The organism is Streptomyces sp. NPDC110618 (assembly GCF_055657065.1).
The window spans coordinates 1-18,602 of record NZ_JBVKBN010000035.1 but is presented as its reverse complement, the minus strand read 5'-3'; the positions used below and the strand labels follow the sequence as shown (position 1 = coordinate 18,602).

Sequence of the window (18,602 nt, the reverse complement as noted above, 5' to 3'; positions counted from 1 at the left end):
TCAACTCAGCCGAGAACCTGGGGGCTTGACGTGAACGGACAACCCAACACCCGCCTCGCGGACCTGTTCGGCCTGGCCGGCTGGTCCAAGGGCGAGCTCGCGAGGCTGGTCAACCGGCAGGCGGCGGCCATGGGCCACGCCCAGCTGTCGACCGACACCTCGCGGGTGCGGCGTTGGATCGACATGGGAGAGATCCCGCGCGATCCGGTGCCGCGGGTGCTGGCGGCTCTGTTCACCGAGCGACTCGGCCGTGTCGTGACCATTGAGGATCTCGGTCTGGTCCGGCACGGGCGTGTGGGGAAACGGCAGGGCGGCGGGAGTCTGGAGCATCCCGACGGCGTGCCGTGGGCGCCCGAACGGACCGCCGCGGTCCTCACCGAATTCACGGGAATGGACCTCATGCTCAACCGACGCGGCTTGGTGGGCGCGGGCGCCGCGCTCGCCGCGGGATCCGCACTCAGCAGCGCCATGCACGACTGGCTGCAAACCGACCCGACTCTGAAGGCCGACGCACCCCGACTCGACGATCCCCTGCACGCCGACCCCGCTGGGTTCGACCGCTACGAGGCCGCCCCCATCGGGTCGCAGGAGATCGAGGAACTGGAACGCTCGGTGGAGGTGTTCCGCGCCTGGGACGCGGCCCGCGGTGGCGGGCTGCAGCGCAAGGCGGTCGTGGGACAGCTCAACGAGGTGGGCGGCATGCTCGCCTACCGGCATCCCGAACATCTCCAGCGGCGCCTGTGGGGCGTCGCCGCCAATCTCGCCGTCCTCGCGGGCTGGATGTCGCACGACGTCGGCCTGGAGCCCACGGCACAGAAGTACTTCGTCATCGCCGCCCACGCGGCCCGTGAGGGCGGCGACCGGCCCCGCGCCGGGGAGGCGCTCTCCCGGGCGGCTCGCCAGATGGTGCACCTGGGCCGGCCCGACGACGCGCTGGACCTGATGAAGCTCGCCCAGTCCGGCTCCGGAGCCGAAGTGCTGCCCCGGACCAAGGCGATGCTCTACACCATCGAGGCCTGGGCACAGGCGTCCATGGGCAAGGGCCAGGCGATGCGCCGCACCCTCGGGCAGGCCGAGGACCTGTTCGTCTCCGACAAGGGCGATGTACCGCCCCCGAGCTGGATGCAGACCTTCAAGGAGGAGGACCTGTACGGCATGCAGGCCCTGGCCTACCGCACGCTGGCGGAGTTCGAGCCCCAAGCGGCCGCGCACGCCCAGCACTACGCGGAGAAGGCCCTGGCACTGCGTGTCGACGGGCGGCAGCGGTCGAAGATCTTCGACTTCCTGTCCATGGCCTCCGCCTGCTTCATCGCCGACGACCCCGAACAGGCCGACCGCTACGCGCGACTGGCGCTGGTGTCGATGGGATCCAACTCCTCCCACCGCACCTGGGACCGGCTCCGCCAGATGTACCGGCTGACCGCCGAGTACGCCAGCTATCCGAAGATCCAGGACCTGCGGGAGGAGATCAAGCTGGCTCTTCCGAGGCCGGCGAAGGGCGGGGAGACCGCACAGGCCTGAGAGAGCGGGAACGCCGCACGGGTATAGGGGGCCCGTGCGCCCAGTCCCGCACCGGGATCAGGCCGTCACCCTGGCGATCAGCACACAGGCGTCGGTCGCACGCTCCGTCGCGTCCAACTCCTCCACGACCGTCCGTACGCAGTCCTGTGCGGTGGCCGCCGCGTCGAAGCGCGGTGCCAGGCCGAGGAGGCGGTCCACCGGGTCGGCACTGTCGTGTCCGGCCGACAGTCCGTCGGTGTGCAGCAGGAGCAGGTCTCCGCTCTCCAGGGTCACTTCGGCCTGGTCGTAGGCGGCACCGCGGGTCGCGCCCAGCAGCACGCCGTTCGGTGACCGCAGACGGCGCCCCGTCCCGCCGCGGAACAGCAGCGGGGCGGGGTGTCCCGCCTGTGCCCAGACGAGGGTGCGGGTCTCGGGCCGGTAGCGGCAGCAGACGGCGCTGCCGAGGGCCGGCCGGACGGTGGTGTCGAGTAACTGGTTGAGCCAGGACATCAGTTGGCCCGGCTCGGTGCCGGCCATCGCCATGCCGCGTACCGCGCCCAGCAGGGTCGCCATGGCGGAGGCCACCGAGACGCCGTGTCCGGTGAGGTCGCCGACGCTCAGCAGGGTGTCGCCGCCGGGCAGTTCGAGGGCGTCGTACCAGTCGCCGCCGATCGGGGAGCCGGTCGCCGCGGGGAGGTGGTGGGCGGCCAGGTCCAGGGTCTGCGGGCCCTGGTGCGTCAGCCGCAGGGGGCCGCGCCACGACGGCAGCACGGCCTCCTGCAGCTCGACCGCCAGCCGGTGCTCGGTCTGCTCCCGCTGCCGCTGGCGCTGGAGCGAGTCACGGGTCTCGCTCACCGCGCGCTGGCTGCGGCGCAGTTCGCTGACGTCCCGCAGCACGGCCCACATCGAGGCGGTGCTGCCGTCGCCGCCGAGCACCGGTTCGCCCATCATGTGCACGGTCCGCACCTCGCCGCCCGGGCGCACGATCCGGAACTCCCCGTCGATCGGCTTGGCGTCGACGAGGCAGTCGGTGACCATCGAGGTCAGCCTCGGGCGGTCCTCGTCGAGCACGAGGGACGGCAGTTCGTCGAGGGTGAGGGGGGCGGTGGCGGGGTCCCGGCCCAGGATCTGGTACAACTCGCCGGACCAACTGGCCTCGTCGGTGAGGAGGTTCCACTCCGCGCTGCCGACCCGGCTGAGCAGGGAGCCGCCGCGCGGGGCGGCGGGCGCGGGCTCGGCGGCGGGCGGCGCCGGGGCCTCCCGTACCGGTGGGGGGCCCTCCCGCAGCTGGGCCAAGTGGGCGTCGAGGTCGTCGAGTTGGGTCAGGGCCAGATCGCACAGGGCGCGCTGCCAGCGCTCCTGCGGGTCGGCGCCGTCACTGGGCGTGTCCCGTCGCACGGCGTCCACCTCGCCCTTGAGCCTGCGAGCCTGCGATATCAGCGCGTCGACCGAGCCGCGTCCGGGCGGCTGGGCGGCCGGGCGGCCCGCGGAGAGATGGGACGGCATGACGGACTCCGGTGAAGGGGACGGTACGACCTGGATGACGGAGGGACCGTTACGACTGTTGCACAGCCCGCGACGCGCTGTAAGGGATTTGGCAACACACGATCCGGTGGTGCTTCTGGCATATGCCACAGTCCCCGCGGAGAGGTCGCATCGGGTGAATGACGTAGACCGAGGGCGCGGTGAAGTCGTAGAAATCGTACGTGAGTTGATGGTGTGCCGAGGCGGCGTTCGGGGGGTGGTGGCGGTGTTCGACGGCCGTGTGTTCGACCTGCGTTCCCGCTCTTCACGGGGGCTTCGCGATGGTTCGCTCGGGTAGGGCGCGAATGCGTCCTCTTTGTGTGACGCAGCTCACGCCGGAGAATCGGGCTCCGGCGTAATGCGAGTCGCGTGTGCGAGGTCCTAAAGACATGCCGGCCCTGTACCGGGCCGGCCTCGTCGACCACGGGGGAGATCGATATGGACATCACTCTGGAACAGCCCGCCCGCGCCCATCTGATCACCGCCGACGAGCAGGAGCTGCCCGCCACCGCCACGCTGCGTTACAGCTCGGCCGATCCGCTCGCCGTGCACATCGACTTCCCGCCCGAGATCGCGCTCGACGGCGAGAGCGTCACCTGGACCTTCGCCCGCTCGCTGCTGGCGGAGGGCCTGCGCGGCCCGGCCGGGGAGGGCGATGTGCACATCTGGCCGTGCGGCGGGGCCCGTACGGTGCTGGAGTTCCACTCGCCGTACGGGCTCGCCCTGCTGCGGTTCGACAGCGCCGTCCTGCGCCGCTTCCTGATGCGCACCCATGCCGTCGTGGCGGTCGGTCAGGAGGACCTCGGCTCGGTGGTGGACGAGGGCCTGAGCGCGCTCTTCGGCAGCGTCTGAGGGTGCGAGCGGGGAGCGGGCCTCAGTAGCGCAGCACGCCCGCGACGCCGGTGGCGTCGCCGAGCGTCCCGTCCGGTACGAAGCGGACCTCGGCGCCGGTCTCCAGGCACTGCTCGACGATCTCGTCCACGATGTCCTCGCGGGCGTCGAGATCGCCGCTCTCGGCCGGGACCAGGTGGTCGCCGCCGTCTCGGACGGTCGCCCGGAAGTTCTCCTCGACCGCCAGCAGCCCGACCCGGCCCTCGCGGGCGCTTCGCCAGACCTCGTCCAGACCGGCCGCGTACGCCTTGCGGCCCCGGGCGGCCTCCAGTTCCCGGGCCACCTGGTCGGCGACCCGGCGGCTGTCCGCCGCGATCACCGGGTGCACCGCCTGCCAGACGGTCTCCGGCGTGGCGTCCGCGAGGCCGCCGTGCCGGATGTGCACGGCGTCGCGGCAGACGCTGCCCACCTCGTCCAGCAGGGACAGGGCGGCGGTCTCGCCGGTGACGTAGAGCGGGCGCGGATCCGCGCGCAGGACCTTGCCGATCGCGGTGTCGGCGTCCCGCAGGAAGTGCCGGGTGCTCTCGTCCCGGAAGGTGCTCGGCAGGTCGCCGATCCGCTCCTGACGCTCGGCGTCGAAGTTGTCCATGCTGCGGGTGAACGGGAAGCCGCCGGCGTGCTCCTGCACGACCCGGTCGCCGCCGCCGTTCCACAGCGTCACGCGGTCGGCGGAGACCGACAGCGCCCAGAAGGGGCGCTCGGCGGCCTGGGCCGAGACCAGGTTGCGGGTGAGGAAGGTGTCGGAGAGCACCACCCGTTCGGGCACCGGGCGGGCCAGGGACCACACCTGGTGCTCGCCCGGGGCGGCGAAGATGACGAGACCGTCCTCGGCGTGCGTGAGGTCGACCTCGGTGAGCGCCTCCTCCAACTGCTTCACGACATCGATCCGCCGGTCCCGGCTGACCGCGGGATCCGCCTCCAGTTGCTTCTTGGCGTCGGCCACGACATTGCGCAGCCGGACGGGGTCCTGGGCGTTCTCGGGCTCCCTGCGGTGGGTCGGAGTCAGGACGGACACCGCGGGATAGGGGCGCGGGCGGCGCAGCTCGGCGAGTGTGGCGGGACTCAGTGCATGCTCCATGACAGCACGATAGGACTGATTCGCCGATGGGGCATCGGGGGATGAATCGGGCGGGCAAGTGCGACATTTCGCTGTTAATGTCACTCGCAATCGCCGGATGCCGTCTCCGCATCGCCTACCTGCGGCGGTGCCCGAACCGCCGAGGACGCGCATGGCCGAGGCCGAGATCACGACCCAGGAGTCCCGCGCCGCCAAGCTCAGCCTGCCGACGCTCGCCATGATGGTCGTCGGCTCGATGGTCGGCGCCGGAGTGTTCTCCCTGCCGCGCCGGTTCGCGCAGGAGACCGGAGTCGCCGGTGCCCTGATCGCCTGGGCGGTGGCCGGTACCGGCATGCTGATGCTCGCCTTCGTCTTCCAGACGCTCGCGGTGCGCCGCCCCGAACTCGACGCCGGTGTCTACGCCTACGCCAAGGCCGGCTTCGGCGAGTACCTGGGCTTCTTCTCCGCCTTCGGCTACTGGGCCAGCGCCTGCGTCGGCAATGTGACGTACTGGGTGCTGATCATGTCGACGATCGGCGCGATCGCGCCCGCGCTCGGCGACGGCGACACCGTGCTCGCGGTGGTGCTCTCCTCGGTGGGGCTGTGGCTGTTCTTCTGGCTGATCAGCCGAGGGGTGAAGGAGGCGGCGGCGATCAACCGGATCGTCACCGTCGCCAAAGTGGTGCCGATCATCGTCTTCGTCATCATCGCGCTCTTCTACTTCGAGCCCGGTGTCTTCGCCGACAACTTCGCCGGCGCCGACTACGCCGGTTCCCTCTTCCAGCAGGTCAAGGGCACCATGCTGGCCACGGTCTTCGTCTTCCTGGGCGTCGAGGGCGCCAGCGTCTACTCCCGGCACGCCCGGCGCCGCGAGGATGTCGGCAGGGCGACCGTGCTGGGCTTCCTCAGCGTCTTCGCGATCTTCGCCTCGGTCACCATCGTGTCGTACGGCCTGATGCCGATGGACGAGATCGCCGAGCTGCGCCAGCCGTCCATGGCCGGGGTGCTGGAACACGCGGTCGGCGACTGGGGGCAGGTCTTCGTCAGCGTCGGCCTGATCGTCTCCGTCCTCGGCGCCTACCTCGCCTGGACGCTGATGGCGGCCGAGGTGCTGTTCGTGGCCGCCAAGGACGACGACATGCCGCGCTTCCTCAAGCGCTCCACACCCGCCGACGTGCCCATGCCCGCGCTGGTGATGAGCACGGCGCTCAGTCAGATCGTCCTGGTCGTCACGCTCTTCTCCGACGACGCCTTCGACTTCGCCCTCAACCTGACCAGCGCCCTGACCCTGATCCCGTTCCTGCTGGCCGCGGCCTTCGCGCTGAAGATCGCCGCCGCGGGGGACCGGCAGCGCACCGCCGAACTGGTGATCGCCGCGCTCGCGACGGTCTACACCGCGTTCCTCATCTACGCGGCCGGGCTGAAGTACCTCCTTGTCTCCCTGATCGTCTACGCGCCCGCCACGGTGCTGTTCGTGATGGCCCGCCGGGAACAGGGCCGACGCCTGTTCGCACCCCGAGAACTGGTCGTCCTGGCCGTCTCGGTGGCCGGAGCGGTGATCGGCGTGGTGGCGCTGGCGGTCGGCTGGATCAGCCTCTGAACCCCCCGGAAGGTGCACCGTGACCAGTCAGCAGAACCCTCCCGAGTACGGCGTCCACTCCGAGGTCGGACGGCTGCGCAAGGTGCTGGTCTGCGCACCCGGACTGGCGCACCGCAGGCTCACCCCGACCAACTCCGACGACCTGCTCTTCGACGACGTGATGTGGGTCGAGAACGCCCAGCGCGACCATCTGGACTTCGTCAACAAGCTGCGCGAGCGCGGTGTCGACGTGGTCGAGCTGCACGATCTGCTGGCCCGCACGATGGAGGTCCCGGGCGCCCGGGACTGGCTGCTGGACCGCAAGATCGTGCCCAACGAGGTCGGCCTCGGCCTCGTCGACGGCACCCGCGCCTACCTGGAGACCCTCGAACCGGCCCAACTGGCCAAGTACTTGATCGGCGGTCTGGCCGTCGGCGACCTGCCCGAGGACTACCGCTCCGGCTATCTGGCGCTGGCCCGTGAGTCGACCGGCGTGCGCGAGTACCTGATGCCGCCGCTGCCCAACACCCTCTACACCCGCGACACCACGTGCTGGCTCTACAACGGCCTCACTCTCAACCCGCTGTACTGGCCCGCCCGGCACGACGAAACGCTGCTGATGAAGGCGGTGTACCGCTTCCATCCCGACTACGCGGGCTCCACCGTGTGGTGGGGCGACCCCGAACGGGACTGGGGGCAGGCCACGTTCGAGGGCGGCGACATCATGCCGGTGGGCAACGGCGTCGTCCTGATGGGCATGAGCGAGCGCACCTCGCGCCAGGCCATCACCCAGGTCGCCAAGGCGCTGTTCGAGGGCGGCGCCGCCCAGCACGTCGTCGTCGCCGGGATGCCCCGGCTGCGCTCGGCCATGCACCTGGACACGGTGTTCACCTTCGCCGACCGCGACCTGGTCACCCTGTACCCGGCCATCATGGACGGCGTCCACACCTTCTCCCTGCGGCCCAGCGACAAGCCCCCGGGCCTGGAGATCGTCGACGAGGCCCCGGCGTCCTTCACCGATGTCGTCGCGAGGGCGCTCGGTCTGCCGAAGCTGCGGGTCGTGGAGACCGGCGGCGACATCTACGCCTCCGAGCGCCAGCAGTGGGACAGCGGCAACAACGCCGTCGCTCTGGAACCCGGTGTGGTGTTCACCTACGACCGCAACACCCAGACCAACACCCTGCTGCGCAAGGCGGGCGTCGAAGTGATCACCATCGTCGGCGCCGAGCTGGGCCGTGGCCGGGGCGGCGGCCACTGCATGACCTGCCCGATCGTCCGGGACCCGGTGGACTTCTGAGCGGCCGCGGTCAGGCCGCCGCCGGTACGGAGATCGTCCCCTGCGCCACCGCGCACAGCGACGGCTCGCCGTCGCCGGTCACGGTCACCAGGTCGCAGCGCACGACCACCCGGGTGCGGCCCGCGCGGACGACCTGCGCGTGGGCGCGCAGCACATCCCCCTTGGCGGGGCGCAGATAGTCGATGGTGAAACCGGCGGTCAGCAGCCGCGGGCCGGCCACGGTACCCGCGGCGAAGGTCAGGGCGTTGTCGGCGGCGTAGCCGAGCACTCCGCCGTGCACATGGCCGTTCTGCTGGAGCAGCTCCTCGCGGATGTCGAGTTCCAGTACCGCCTCGCCGCCGCCGAAGGCGGTCAGCCGGGTGCCGAGCAGCACGCTGAAGGGCTGCGCCGCGAGGACCCGCCGGGCCAGGTCCAGTTCCGCCGTCTCGTTCACGTCGACCTCACTTCACTAGTGAACTGAGGGTGGCGCGGCCCCGGCGCCTCTGTCAAGATCGGCCCATGTCCGAGCCCGACCGGCGCCTGTACTTCCTGCTCCAGCGCGCGGCGCACCATCTGCGCACCGCCGCCGACCGGCGCTGTCTGGCCGCCGCCGGCATCACCACCGCCCAACTCGGCGCGCTGTTCGCCGTAGAGGACCGCCCCGGCCTCACCCAGCAGCAGCTCGCCCGCACCCTCGGCCTGCGGGAGTCCGCCGTCACCGGCCTGGTGACCCGGCTGACCGTCGCCGGACTGCTCACCAAGACCGCGCACCCCACCGAACACCGCGCCGTCGTCCTGGAACTGACCGAGGCCGGGTCCGCCGCCCTGGACGCGGCCCGCCCCGAGATCGACCGCTTCAACACGGAATTGCGCGCCCTGCTCGGCGACGACGGCGTCGAGCGGACCGCCGCCGCCCTGCACCGCCTCGTGCACGGCGAGGACTGAGCCGGTTCAGCGCGCCTCGTCCTCGTCCTGGCCGCAGGAACTGCCGTTCGGGGGCAGAGACCCGTACAGCAGGAAGTCGTCCACCTTGCGCTGCACACAGGTCGAGGAGGCGTACCCGGTGTGGCCGCCGTCGCGGTTGTCCAGGACCACCGCGGCGGAGCCCAGCCGCTCGGCCGTCTGGACCGTCCAGCGGTACGGCGTCGCCGGGTCGCCCCGGGTGCCGACCAGGAGCATCTTCGGCGTGTCCAGGTCCTTGACCTGCTCGCGGATGAAATCGGTGCCCTTGGGACGGCCGTAGCACATCAGCACCTCCGTGAGCCGGTACGGGCCGAAGACCGGGGAGGCCCGCTCGTACTCGGCCCGCCACCGGTCGAGGTTGCGGGTGATGCTCTCGGCGGTCGGGCGGTCGGGGTCGTCCGCGCAGTTGATCGCCATCAGCGCCGCCGGGAGGTTGTCCAGCGGGATGTCCTCCGGGTCGGCCAGATCGCCGTGGCCGTCGCGGGCGGGCACGGCGAGACCTCCGGTGGCCAGGCTCTGCACGGCGCGGGTGTCGCCGTCCTCGACCAGGGAGGCCAGGGCGCGTTCCAGCGTCGGCCACATCTCCTCGCTGTACAGCGCCTGCCCGATCGCGCTCACCAGGTCCTGCCCGGTGAACACGCCCCCGAAGTCCGTCGGCACGGGATCCTCGTCCAGCGACTCCACCAGCCGTACGACCTCCTCGCGGGCGGTGCGCGCGTCCTGGCCGAAGGGGCAGGCGATGTCCTCGGTGCACCAGTCGATGAACTCGTCCAGCGCCGCCTGCTGCCCCTTCGCGCCCGCCACGCCCTGCTCGGTGAGCGGCTCGGTCAGGGTGTCCACGCCGTCCAGCACCATCCGGCCCACCCGGTCCGGGAACTGCTTGGCGTAGACCGCGCCGAGCCGGGTGCCGTAGGAGAAGCCGAGGTAGTTGAGCTCGTCGTCGCCGAGGGCCGCGCGCATCACGTCCATGTCCCGGGAGGCGTACACCGTGCCGATGTACGGCAGCACCGGCCCGGAGTGCTTCGCGCACGCCTTGGCGGTCCGGCGGATCTCCTCCAGCACCGCCCGCGGATCGGCGCCGAGTTCACTGCTGTCGTCCGCGGCGTCGGGGATGTCCTCCACGCCGTCGCCGCAGCTGACCGGGGAGGAGCGGCCGACCCCGCGCGGGTCGAAGGACACCACGTCGTAGCCGTCGGTCAGGGCCATGAACTCCTTGCCGCCGTAGGCGAGCTGGTCCACGCCCGCGCCGCCCGGCCCGCCGAAGTTGAGCAGCACCGAGCCGCGGGAGTCACCGGTGGCCCGGTAGCGGGCGAGCGCCAGGTCGAGCGTCCCGGCCTTCGGGTCGGCGTAGTCGAGCGGGACCGTCACCTTGCCGCACTGGAGGTCCTTGGGCGCGTCGATGGTCTCGCACTTCCCCCACTTCACCTTCTGCCGGTAGAACCGCTCCAGACCCGGGTCGTCCTCCTGGGCCGTCGGCAGACCGAGGCCCAGCAGCGTCACCACCGCCGCCGCGAGGACCGCGCAGCCCCGCAGTGCGGGCCGCTTCGACAGCTTCACCGGCATGAAAGCCTCCACGGGCGCCCGTCGGCGAACCGGGTTCCGGCGCCCCCCGATCACGATAGGCGGCCCCCGGACGGCCCGCCTCCGGGGCGCGCTGCCCGCATGCGCATACGCACCCCTGTATTCCCATACGGCCGGTTTTGCCCCGTGTTCGATAGCTGTGCCGCCCGATGGGGTGAAAGTTCGACCGGCCATAACTCGCATGGTTCGCCCGCGTTTTATCCGGTGCGGGCGAGTGCCCGTATATCCATGTGTGGAAGGCAGGGAACCTATGAGAAGGGTTACCCGAAACGGTGTGATCGCCGTCGCCGCGGCCTCGGGAGCGATGGCCGTGGCCATGCCCGCGTACGCGGACTCCGGCGCGAACGGCACCGCGGTGGGCTCGCCCGGGGGGATCTCCGGCAACACCATTCAGCTCCCGGTCCATGTGCCGGTCAACGCGTGCGGGAACACCGTCAACGTGGTCGGGCTGCTCAACCCGGCCATGGGCAACACCTGCGCGAGCAAGGGCGCGGGTGAGAACAAGGGCCGCCCCAGCGGGGCGAGTGCCGAGGGCGACGCGAAGGGCTCGCCCGGCCTGGTCTCCGGCAACGGCCTGAAGCTGCCCGTCGACCTGCCGGTCAACGTCAGCGGCAACAGCGTCAACGTGGTCGGCGTCGGCAACCCCGTCTTCGGCAACCAGTCGGTCAACTCCCCGGAGGGCCGCCCGGTCGTCCCGGAGCGCCCGCAGACCCCCGAGCGCCCCGAGAAGCCGACCCCGGAACCGCCCAAGGAGAACACCCCGCACAAGCCCCCGGCGCACGAGCCGCACGGCCGCGGGCCCGTGCTCGCCCACACCGGTGCGGACCACACCGTCCCCGCGGTCGCCGCGAGCGCGGCCCTCGTCCTCGGCGGCGCCCTGCTCTACCGGCGCTCCCGCCCCGGCGCCATGCGCTGACCCAGACGGAAGGCCCCACCGGGCGCACCACCGGTGGGGCCTCCGCCTTCGCCGGACTCGGTTTCTTGCCGGACCCGGCTTCGCCGGACTCAGCGCGCCCGGCCGGTCAGCAGCACCATCCCGGAGTCGCCGTAGTCCGGGAGCGTCGGATCCTCGTCGATATGGCTGACCGACAGCTCCCGGGTGAGCGGGGTGAACACCTCCTTGACCCGGTCCGGGTCGATCGGACAGCCCGGCCAGCGCGAGGCCGGTCCGATCCGGTAGGTCGGCATGTTCTCCATGAACGCCGCCACCAGATGACCGCCCGGCTCCACACACCGCACAAAGGCCCGGCAGAACGCGGTGAACTCCGCGAAGTCCTCCGTGGCGCCCTCCGCCACGAAGTGCATCGAGGCCAGCTGGTAGGAGCCCGGCGGCAGATCCCGCACGTCGGCGTGCACCACGTACACCCGGGCCAGCGCCTGCGCCGGGGTCGGCGGGACCGCGGGGTTGAGCCGCCGGCACAGTTCGTGAAAGGGCAGCCAGCTCGCCTCGGGCCCGCACAGGATCTGCCGCTCCAGATAGGCCACGTTCCCGGCGCCCGCCTCCACCGCCTCGATCCGCTCGCTCACCGCAGCGGCCAGCATCAGCGGATACAGGTTCGGGCCCGCCCCGAACTCCACCGAGCGGGCCACCGAACCGGGGGCCAGCCCCCGGTAGTACGCCGAGTGGTGCGCGATCACCGCCGCGTCCGAGGGGTGCACCTCCCGGTAGTTCTCGGCGAGGTAGTCCGCGATCGGCCAGCGGTCCCAGTCGACGTCGTCGTTGTGCGTCGTCACGAGCGGCTCACCCCTCCCGACCCGGCCACGGCGCCCTGCCGTCCGCCGCGCCGCAGCGGGAACCGGGCCGCCAGCCGGGTCAGCGTGTCGTTCAGCCGGTCGATGTCCTCGTCCGAGTTGAGCGCCGTCAGCTGCACCCGGAACCCCACCCGGTCGCGCGGCACCAGCGGGTACGCGGCGAGCGTGACATAGATGCCCTCGTCCCACAGCAAACGCGCGACCGCGTCCAGATCGTCCGGATCGGCCAGCGGGATCTCGATGATCGGCAGCTCGTCCCGGTTCAACGTGTACACGTCCAGCTCGGCCAGATGCCGCAGCACCTTCGTCGTCTTGCGGTACAGGTCGGCGCGCACCTCGTCACCGCGCCGGTCGTTGACGTCGAGCCCGGACATCGCCGTGGCCAGCGACGCCGTGGGCGAGGGCCCGGAGTACAGATAGGGCGCCGCCGCGGTCTTCAGCCGGTTCTTCAGATCGGTCGGCAGCGCCAGGAAGGCCAGCAGGGAGGAGTACGCCTTGGAGAACCCGGCCGCCATCACGATCCCGTCGTACGACTCGCCCGTGTGCCGCACCAGGCTGTTGCCGCGCGAGCCGTACCGGCACAGCTCGTTCGGGGAGCGTTCCCCGATCACACCGAAGCCGTGCGCGTCGTCGACGTACAGCAGGGCACCCCGCTCACGGCACACCGCGGCCAGCGCGGGCAGGTCGGGAATGTTCCCGCTCATGCTGTTCACGCCGTCCAGGCACACCAGCCGGGGCACACCGACGGGCGCCGAGGCCAGCAGCCCGTCCAGTTCGTCGGGCCGCTCGGCGTGGAAGCGGCGCAGGGTCGCGCCCTGGCTGCGGGCCACCAGACAGCCGTCGTACACCGTGCGGTGGGCGGTGGCCTCGACGAAGACATGGCCCTGGTCGGCGAGGACGGGGATGACCGAGGCGTGGATGAGGGTGAGCGTCGGCAGCAGCAGCGTGTCCGGCGCGCCCAGCAGGTCCGCGAGCCGCTCCTCGATCTCGGGGTACAGCCGCGGACTGCCCAGCAGCCGGGACCAGCTCGGATGGGTGCCCCAGCGCTGTACGGCGGGATCGATCCCGGCCATGATCTCCGGATCCCAGTCGAAGCCGAGGTAGTTGCAGGAGGCGAAGTCGATCAGCCAGTGGTCGCCGGACCGGATGTGCCGGCCGCGCACCTCGTCCAGCACCGCGTCGCTCATGGGGTTGGTACGGCGCAGCCGGTCCAGCTCCGCCGCCCGGCCGAGCCGGTCGGTGGGGGTGCCGCGGGTGACCAGCGGCCGGGGACGCTGCGGCGGCCTGCGGCTGCCGCTGTTGCGCCGCCGCAGCACCCGCTCGGTCTGGTCGACCGTCATCGGCCGGGCGAACAGGTACCCCTGGCCCAGCCGGCACCCCATGCCCGCCAGCAGATCCCGCTGTGCCGGGTCCTCGATCCCCTCGGCGATCACCTGCAGGCCCAGCGTCTCCGCGAGCCGCACAATGCCCTCGACCAGCGCGACCTGCTGGGGGTCACGGGTGATGTCGTCGATGAACGACTTGTCGATCTTCAGCACGTCGATGGGGAAGTCCCGCAGGTAGCGCAGCGAGGAGAACCCGGTACCGAAGTCGTCCACCGCGATCCGCACGTCCAGGTCCTTGAGCGCGTGCAGCACCGACTGGATCTGGGCGTCCCGGCGCAGCAGCACCGTCTCGGTCAGCTCCAGCTGGAGCGAGCCCGGCGCCAGCCCCGGGGTGCGCAGCGCCCGGCCGACCTGGTCCAGGAAGGTACTGTCCCGGAACTGCCGCGCGGAGACGTTGACGCTGATGAACGGCGCCCCGTCCCGCTTGTGGGCGAGCGGCTGCAGCCCCGCGAAGTCCTGCACCGCTTTCTTCAGCACCCACGCCCCGAGCGCACCGATGTGCCCGGTCTCCTCGGCCAGGCCGATGAACTGCTCCGGCAGGATCGGCGGACGAGGCGCACCCGGCCAGCGCACCAGCGCCTCGAAGCCGACGACCTGGCCGACGCTGATGTCCACCACCGGCTGGTAGCGCAGGGTGAACTCCTCCTCGGCCACGGCGCGGGCGAGCCTGCTCTGCAGATCGTGCCGCTCGACCATGCGCGTGTGCAGCAACTGCCTGAAGCGCCGCCACTGCCGCTTCCCCGCCGCCTTCGCCGCGTACAGCGCGAGGTCGGCATGGCGCAGCAGCTCCTCCGCGTCGGTGCTGTCCCGCGCGGTGGCCACCCCGACACTCGCCGACACCGTCACCGTCCCCTCGCTCAGCAGGAACGGCCGGGACAGCGCCTGGATCACCTGCGCCGCGAGGAGTTCCGCGTCCAGCGGCTCCCGGGCGTCCTCCATCAGTACGGCGAACTCGTCGCCGCCGAGCCGGGCCGCGGTGTCGCTGCGGCGCAGCGTACGCGACAGACGCGAGCCCACGGCCTCCAGCAGCCGGTCGCCCGCGGAGTGCCCGAGGGTGTCGTTGACCTGCTTGAAGTCGTCCAGGTCGATGAAGAGCAGACAGGTCAGCGCCGACTCGCGCTGGCCGCGCAGCAGGGCGCGCTCGATCCGCTCCAGCAGCAGGGTGCGGTTCGGCAGGCCGGTCAGGGAGTCATGGAAGGCGCGCTGGGTGAGCTCGTGCTGGAGCCGGCGCTGCTCGGTGACGTCCCGCAGGGTGACGACCAGCCCGCCGACGGTGGGCTCGGAGAGGAAGTTGGTGCACCGCACCTCCACCTCGACATGGCCGTCGCTGCGCCGCACCCACCAGTGGTCGTGCCCGGCGCGCGACTCGTCCTCGCGCACCGACGCCAGCGCCCGGGTGGCCCGCTCCGTGTCCCGGGGGTCCACCAGCGACGGGAGGGACTTCCCGGCCAGGTCCGCGGTGCCGAACACGGCACGCGCCGAAGGACTCGCGTACCGGATGGTGTTGTCCCGCTCCACGATCAGGATGACGTCGGAGGTGTTGCGCACCAGCGTGCGGAAGTACGCCTCGCTCTCCCGGCGCACCACCTCCCTACGCAGCATCACCCGCTCCATGGCCAGCCCCGCGTGCGAGGCGAGGATGTCCAGGGAGCCGCGGGTCTCGGCGAGCGGCCGGGCGGGGCCGGCCACCAGCAGCGCGCCCGCCACTCCGCCGGGCGGACGGTCGGGCTGCGTCATGGGACACACCAGCACGGACGGCATACCGGCGAACCGGGCGGCCATTTCGGGTCCCAGAGCGGCCGGTTCGACCACATGGGACTTGCGCAGGGCCGGGTCGGTGACCTCCTCTGCCGACAGCACCAGCGTCCGGTGCCGGACGGTCGGCCCCAGCAGGGTCTCCACGCCGTCCGCACAGGAGCGGGTCACGTCCGAGCTGCGGAACGCCGAGACCAGGGAGGCAGCCGCCCCGCGCAGCGCCAGCTCCCTGGCCACCGCCTTGCGGTGGGCCACCACCATCACCGACAGCCGCAGGATGACCAGCAGGAACAGCGCCGCCGAGAAGGCGGCGATGGCGGCGGCGTCGTGCATGGTGCCGCGCGCCGCCGCGTGCAGGAGCACCGCCGGGGCGATCAGGGTCGCCAGGGCGAGCATCAGCAGGCGGCGCGTGGGCGGCAGCAGGGAGGCGCGCGTGGGCACGGAGGCGGTCAGTTCGACCATGGCCGGATTCAGCGCGGCCAGACCCCAGGCCGTGTAGAAGACGACCCACCCGGTATCGAGGATCGTGCGGGTCTGCCACAGGTCGTTGAGCTGCAGGATGCCGTAGGCGATGTCGAAACAGAGCAGCGTCAGGGTGCCGACGACCAGCAACTGCACCGAGCGGTTGGGTCCCTCCAGCGGGTTGGGCGCGAGCAGGCGGACCAGGAGGGCCAGCACCAGGACGTCGCCGAGCGGATAGGCGATGCTGATCGCCCGCTGCTCCCAGGTCAGCCCCTCGATCTCGGTCAGCGGCTCCACCAGATAGACCCAGACCGGCAGCCCGAGCGCGGCGGTGAAGATCAGCGCGTCCAGCAGGCTCGGCAGGTCGTGGCCGGCCCAGCGGTAGCGCACCAGCCCGGACAGGCCGATCGCGAAGAGGACGTAACAGACGAGATAGAAGGCGTCGGCGGGGGAGGGGAACGGGTTGGAGGCGCCGAAGTACTCCTCCATCGCGTTGTAGTACGTGTCCCCGGTGATGAAGGCGAGCAGTCCGGCCGCGAGCACCCACCACGGCCAGCGATGGGCGGGGCGGTTGAGCCGGACCCCGACGAGGACGGCGCCGATCCCCATCAAGCCGATCAGCGCCCACATCGGGGTGTGGATCGCCGGTACCACCATGTAGACGACCGTGGCGACCGCGACCGATGTCACCAGGGCAACCGCGAGGCGCTGAGCGGGTTGCAAGAGCATCGCCTCCCCGGCCGGGGCCTTTTCCGATCCTAGGCAGCGCCGACCGGCCCCTGCATCTCGGCGGGAGGGGCGACGCGCTCAGCCCTGCCGCTGGTGGAAGCGGACGTGCAGCGCGCGTACCTCGTCGGTCAGTTCGGGTACCGGGCCCTCGACGACCACGCCGGGTGCGATGTCGTTGACCGGCAGTGGCCGCACCGGCGCGGCGGGCGCGCCCAGCTCGGTCAGCCACGCGGACAACTGGGCGGAGGAGGCCACGTACACGATGCGGCCGAGACCCACCCAGGCATGGGCGGCCGCGCACATCGGGCAGTGCTCGCCGGAGGTGTAGACGGTTGCCGCGGCCCGCTGCCCGGGCGTGAGATGCGCCGCCGACCAGCGCGCCAGCTCGAACTCCGGGTGCCGGGTGCGGTCGCCGGAGGCGACCCGGTTGTGGTCCTGGGCGAGGACGGCGCCCTCGGACACGAGCACCGACCCGAACTGCTCGTCCCCGGCCTCCAGCGCCTCCGTGGCCAGCTCCACACAGCGACGCAGATAGGGCAGCTCGGACTCCTGGACGGCCATGGCGGGTACGCCCCTTTCCGACTCGGGTGATCTTCCTCCGCACCCTACGCTCGGCGCCCCGCGCCGCGCGGCTGGAATACTCGGGCGGATGGCGGAGCACTTTCTGGACGGCGGAGCCGTCAACCAGGTCGTCCGCGTGGGCGCGACCGTACGACGCACCCCCTCGCCGCGAGCGCCGTACGTGCACAGCCTGCTGGCCCACTTCGAGCGGCACCGCTGGCCCGGCGCCCCGCGCTTCCTCGGCACCGACGACCAGGGGCGGGAGACGCTCGGCCACATCGAGGGGCGCGCGGCGCTGAGCGCCGGCGAGCGGGCCTCCGTCCGCACGGACGAGGCCCTGACCCGGACCGCCCGCATGGTGCGCGAGTTCCACGACCTGACCCACGGCACTCCGCTCGCGGGCGACGCGGACGTGGTCTGCCACAACGACCTCGCGCCCAAGAACACCGTGTACGACGACCACGGGTGGCCGAGGGCCTTCGTCGACTGGGACCTCGCCGCGCCGGGCGAGCGGGTGCACGACGTCGCCCACGTGTGCTGGCAGTACCTGGACCTCGGCCCGGGCGTCACCGACGTGCCCGGGGCGGCCCGGCGGATCGCGCTGGTCCGCGACGCGTACGGCGCGGCGGACCTCGACGGACTGGTCGACACCGTCCTGTGGTGGCAGGACCGCTGCTGGCGGGGGATCGCGGCCGGGGCCGAGCGGGGCGAGGCGGCCATGGTCGCGCTGCGGGACCGCGGCGTCGTGGAGGAGGTGCGGGCCGCGTACGAGTGGGTCGCCCGGCACCGCGGTCGGCTCGGGTGACCCCGGACAGCATGGAGCCGGCCGGTCCCGGGTGCCTGGGCCGGCCGGCGTCTCCTCCTTCTACCTCTCGTTTCCGATCACTTCGCGGCTCCTACGGCCTCGGGGCGCTCTTCGCCGCCGTACCGGCGCACATCAGCCCGAGGACCAGCGCCAGCGCACCGATGATGATGTTGTTCCACACCACGCCCGCGTCGGGGCTGTCGCCGACGATCCACGGCGACACGATCATCCAGACGCCCAGCGCGCACATGGCCCAGCTCAGGCCGTACATGCGCTCCGGAGCCCGGGTGAACCCCAGGGCGAGCAGGGCGATCGCGATGCCGATGACCAGGTTGTGCGGGACGAGGTCCGGCTGGCTGGTCGTGTAGTGGACGATCCACGGGGACACGGCGCAGTACAGACCGAGCAGGAACACCGGTCCGTCCACGAGCGCCACATCACGACCGCCGAGCATGCGGGCGTACCGTTCCCGCATTTCCATGGCATCCGGGTGACTCGATATGTCACCTCTGGTGGGCGAGACGTTGGCCATGACTCGTCTCCTTTGACTAGCAGGGCCTGACCGCGTCTGGTGCGGTTGTGCGGGTAAGCGCCGCTTACCAGCATTCTGCGCTTATTTGGTCCTTATGTGTAGAGGTCACAGCGCGAATCAGACCCATGCCGTCTCAGCTTTTGACCAGCAGGCCTCGGCTGCGCAGGACGCGGCGTTCGAGGGGGCTGAAGATGAGCAGGTCGATGGCGATGCCGACGAGGAGGATGAGGAGGATGGCGAGGAAGACCTG

15 protein-coding genes and 1 pseudogene are annotated in these 18,602 nt (G+C 71.5%); 7 read left to right on the top strand and 9 right to left on the bottom strand.

The window, feature by feature from the left end:
* Window positions 1-30: 30 nt before the first annotated feature.
* Window positions 31-1,521 (top strand): DNA-binding protein NsdB, encoded by a 1,491-nt coding sequence (locus tag ACZ7L7_RS35525; protein WP_285515333.1) that lies wholly within the window; start codon window positions 31-33, stop codon window positions 1,519-1,521.
* 57 nt (window positions 1,522-1,578) lie between these two features.
* Here the strand turns inward: ACZ7L7_RS35525 and ACZ7L7_RS35520 are convergent, their stop codons facing one another.
* Window positions 1,579-3,006, bottom strand: a complete 1,428-nt coding sequence (locus tag ACZ7L7_RS35520) for a PP2C family protein-serine/threonine phosphatase (RefSeq protein ID WP_285515332.1) — start codon at window positions 3,004-3,006, stop codon at window positions 1,579-1,581.
* 456 nt (window positions 3,007-3,462) lie between these two features.
* On the opposite strand from ACZ7L7_RS35520, the gene ACZ7L7_RS35515 reads away from it, so the two are divergent.
* The gene (locus tag ACZ7L7_RS35515) at window positions 3,463-3,876 is read left to right on the top strand and encodes an SsgA family sporulation/cell division regulator (protein WP_285515331.1); all 414 of its coding nucleotides are present in this window, start codon (window positions 3,463-3,465) and stop codon (window positions 3,874-3,876) included.
* A 22-nt stretch (window positions 3,877-3,898) separates the two neighbouring features.
* Here ACZ7L7_RS35515 and ACZ7L7_RS35510 read toward each other — a convergent pair whose 3' ends face one another.
* A complete protein-coding gene (locus tag ACZ7L7_RS35510) occupies window positions 3,899-4,993 on the bottom strand; it encodes a baeRF3 domain-containing protein (protein ID WP_285515330.1) in 1,095 nt (364 codons plus the stop codon).
* A 151-nt stretch (window positions 4,994-5,144) separates the two neighbouring features.
* On the opposite strand from ACZ7L7_RS35510, the gene ACZ7L7_RS35505 reads away from it, so the two are divergent.
* Window positions 5,145-6,572, top strand: coding sequence for a basic amino acid/polyamine antiporter (locus ACZ7L7_RS35505; protein WP_285515329.1), 1,428 nt, complete (start codon window positions 5,145-5,147; stop codon window positions 6,570-6,572).
* A gap of 19 nt (window positions 6,573-6,591) precedes the next feature.
* Complete coding sequence (locus ACZ7L7_RS35500; RefSeq protein WP_285515328.1) at window positions 6,592-7,848, top strand: arginine deiminase; 1,257 nt, start codon at window positions 6,592-6,594, stop codon at window positions 7,846-7,848.
* A gap of 10 nt (window positions 7,849-7,858) precedes the next feature.
* On the opposite strand, the gene ACZ7L7_RS35495 is transcribed toward ACZ7L7_RS35500, so the two are convergent.
* The gene (locus ACZ7L7_RS35495) at window positions 7,859-8,281 is read right to left on the bottom strand and encodes a PaaI family thioesterase (protein WP_285515327.1); all 423 of its coding nucleotides are present in this window, start codon (window positions 8,279-8,281) and stop codon (window positions 7,859-7,861) included.
* Between the two features lie 65 nt (window positions 8,282-8,346).
* On the opposite strand from ACZ7L7_RS35495, the gene ACZ7L7_RS35490 reads away from it, so the two are divergent.
* Entirely contained in the window at window positions 8,347-8,772 is a 426-nt protein-coding gene (locus ACZ7L7_RS35490; RefSeq protein ID WP_472077919.1) for a MarR family winged helix-turn-helix transcriptional regulator, read from the top strand.
* 6 nt (window positions 8,773-8,778) lie between these two features.
* Here ACZ7L7_RS35490 and ACZ7L7_RS35485 read toward each other — a convergent pair whose 3' ends face one another.
* Window positions 8,779-10,353: an alpha/beta hydrolase gene (locus ACZ7L7_RS35485; RefSeq protein WP_472077918.1), complete on the bottom strand. Its 1,575-nt coding sequence runs from the start codon at window positions 10,351-10,353 to the stop codon at window positions 8,779-8,781.
* 268 nt (window positions 10,354-10,621) lie between these two features.
* Here ACZ7L7_RS35485 and ACZ7L7_RS35480 point away from each other — a divergent pair, with 268 nt between their 5' ends.
* Window positions 10,622-11,287: a chaplin gene (locus tag ACZ7L7_RS35480; RefSeq protein ID WP_472077917.1), complete on the top strand. Its 666-nt coding sequence runs from the start codon at window positions 10,622-10,624 to the stop codon at window positions 11,285-11,287.
* 89 nt (window positions 11,288-11,376) lie between these two features.
* Here ACZ7L7_RS35480 and ACZ7L7_RS35475 read toward each other — a convergent pair whose 3' ends face one another.
* From ACZ7L7_RS35475 to ACZ7L7_RS35465, 3 genes are all read right to left on the bottom strand, one after another.
* Complete coding sequence (locus ACZ7L7_RS35475; RefSeq protein WP_285515323.1) at window positions 11,377-12,105, bottom strand: class I SAM-dependent methyltransferase; 729 nt, start codon at window positions 12,103-12,105, stop codon at window positions 11,377-11,379.
* A complete protein-coding gene (locus ACZ7L7_RS35470; protein ID WP_285515322.1) occupies window positions 12,102-16,454 on the bottom strand; it encodes an aminotransferase class I/II-fold pyridoxal phosphate-dependent enzyme in 4,353 nt (1,450 codons plus the stop codon). The genes ACZ7L7_RS35475 and ACZ7L7_RS35470 overlap by 4 nt, the downstream gene beginning before the upstream one ends.
* A gap of 78 nt (window positions 16,455-16,532) precedes the next feature.
* Window positions 16,533-17,015, bottom strand: coding sequence for a nucleoside deaminase (locus ACZ7L7_RS35465; RefSeq protein WP_472077916.1), 483 nt, complete (start codon window positions 17,013-17,015; stop codon window positions 16,533-16,535).
* Window positions 17,016-17,103: 88 nt separating this feature from the next.
* Here ACZ7L7_RS35465 and ACZ7L7_RS35460 point away from each other — a divergent pair, with 88 nt between their 5' ends.
* Window positions 17,104-17,820, top strand: a complete 717-nt coding sequence (locus ACZ7L7_RS35460) for a phosphotransferase (protein WP_285515320.1) — start codon at window positions 17,104-17,106, stop codon at window positions 17,818-17,820.
* Window positions 17,821-17,911: 91 nt separating this feature from the next.
* Here the strand turns inward: ACZ7L7_RS35460 and ACZ7L7_RS35455 are convergent, their stop codons facing one another.
* Together ACZ7L7_RS35455 and ACZ7L7_RS35450 are read right to left on the bottom strand one after the other, a co-directional pair.
* Window positions 17,912-18,352 (bottom strand): SPW repeat protein, encoded by a 441-nt coding sequence (locus ACZ7L7_RS35455; RefSeq protein WP_285515319.1) that lies wholly within the window; start codon window positions 18,350-18,352, stop codon window positions 17,912-17,914.
* Between the two features lie 133 nt (window positions 18,353-18,485).
* A pseudogene (locus ACZ7L7_RS35450) lies at window positions 18,486-18,602 on the bottom strand (ABC transporter permease); the annotation flags it as partial.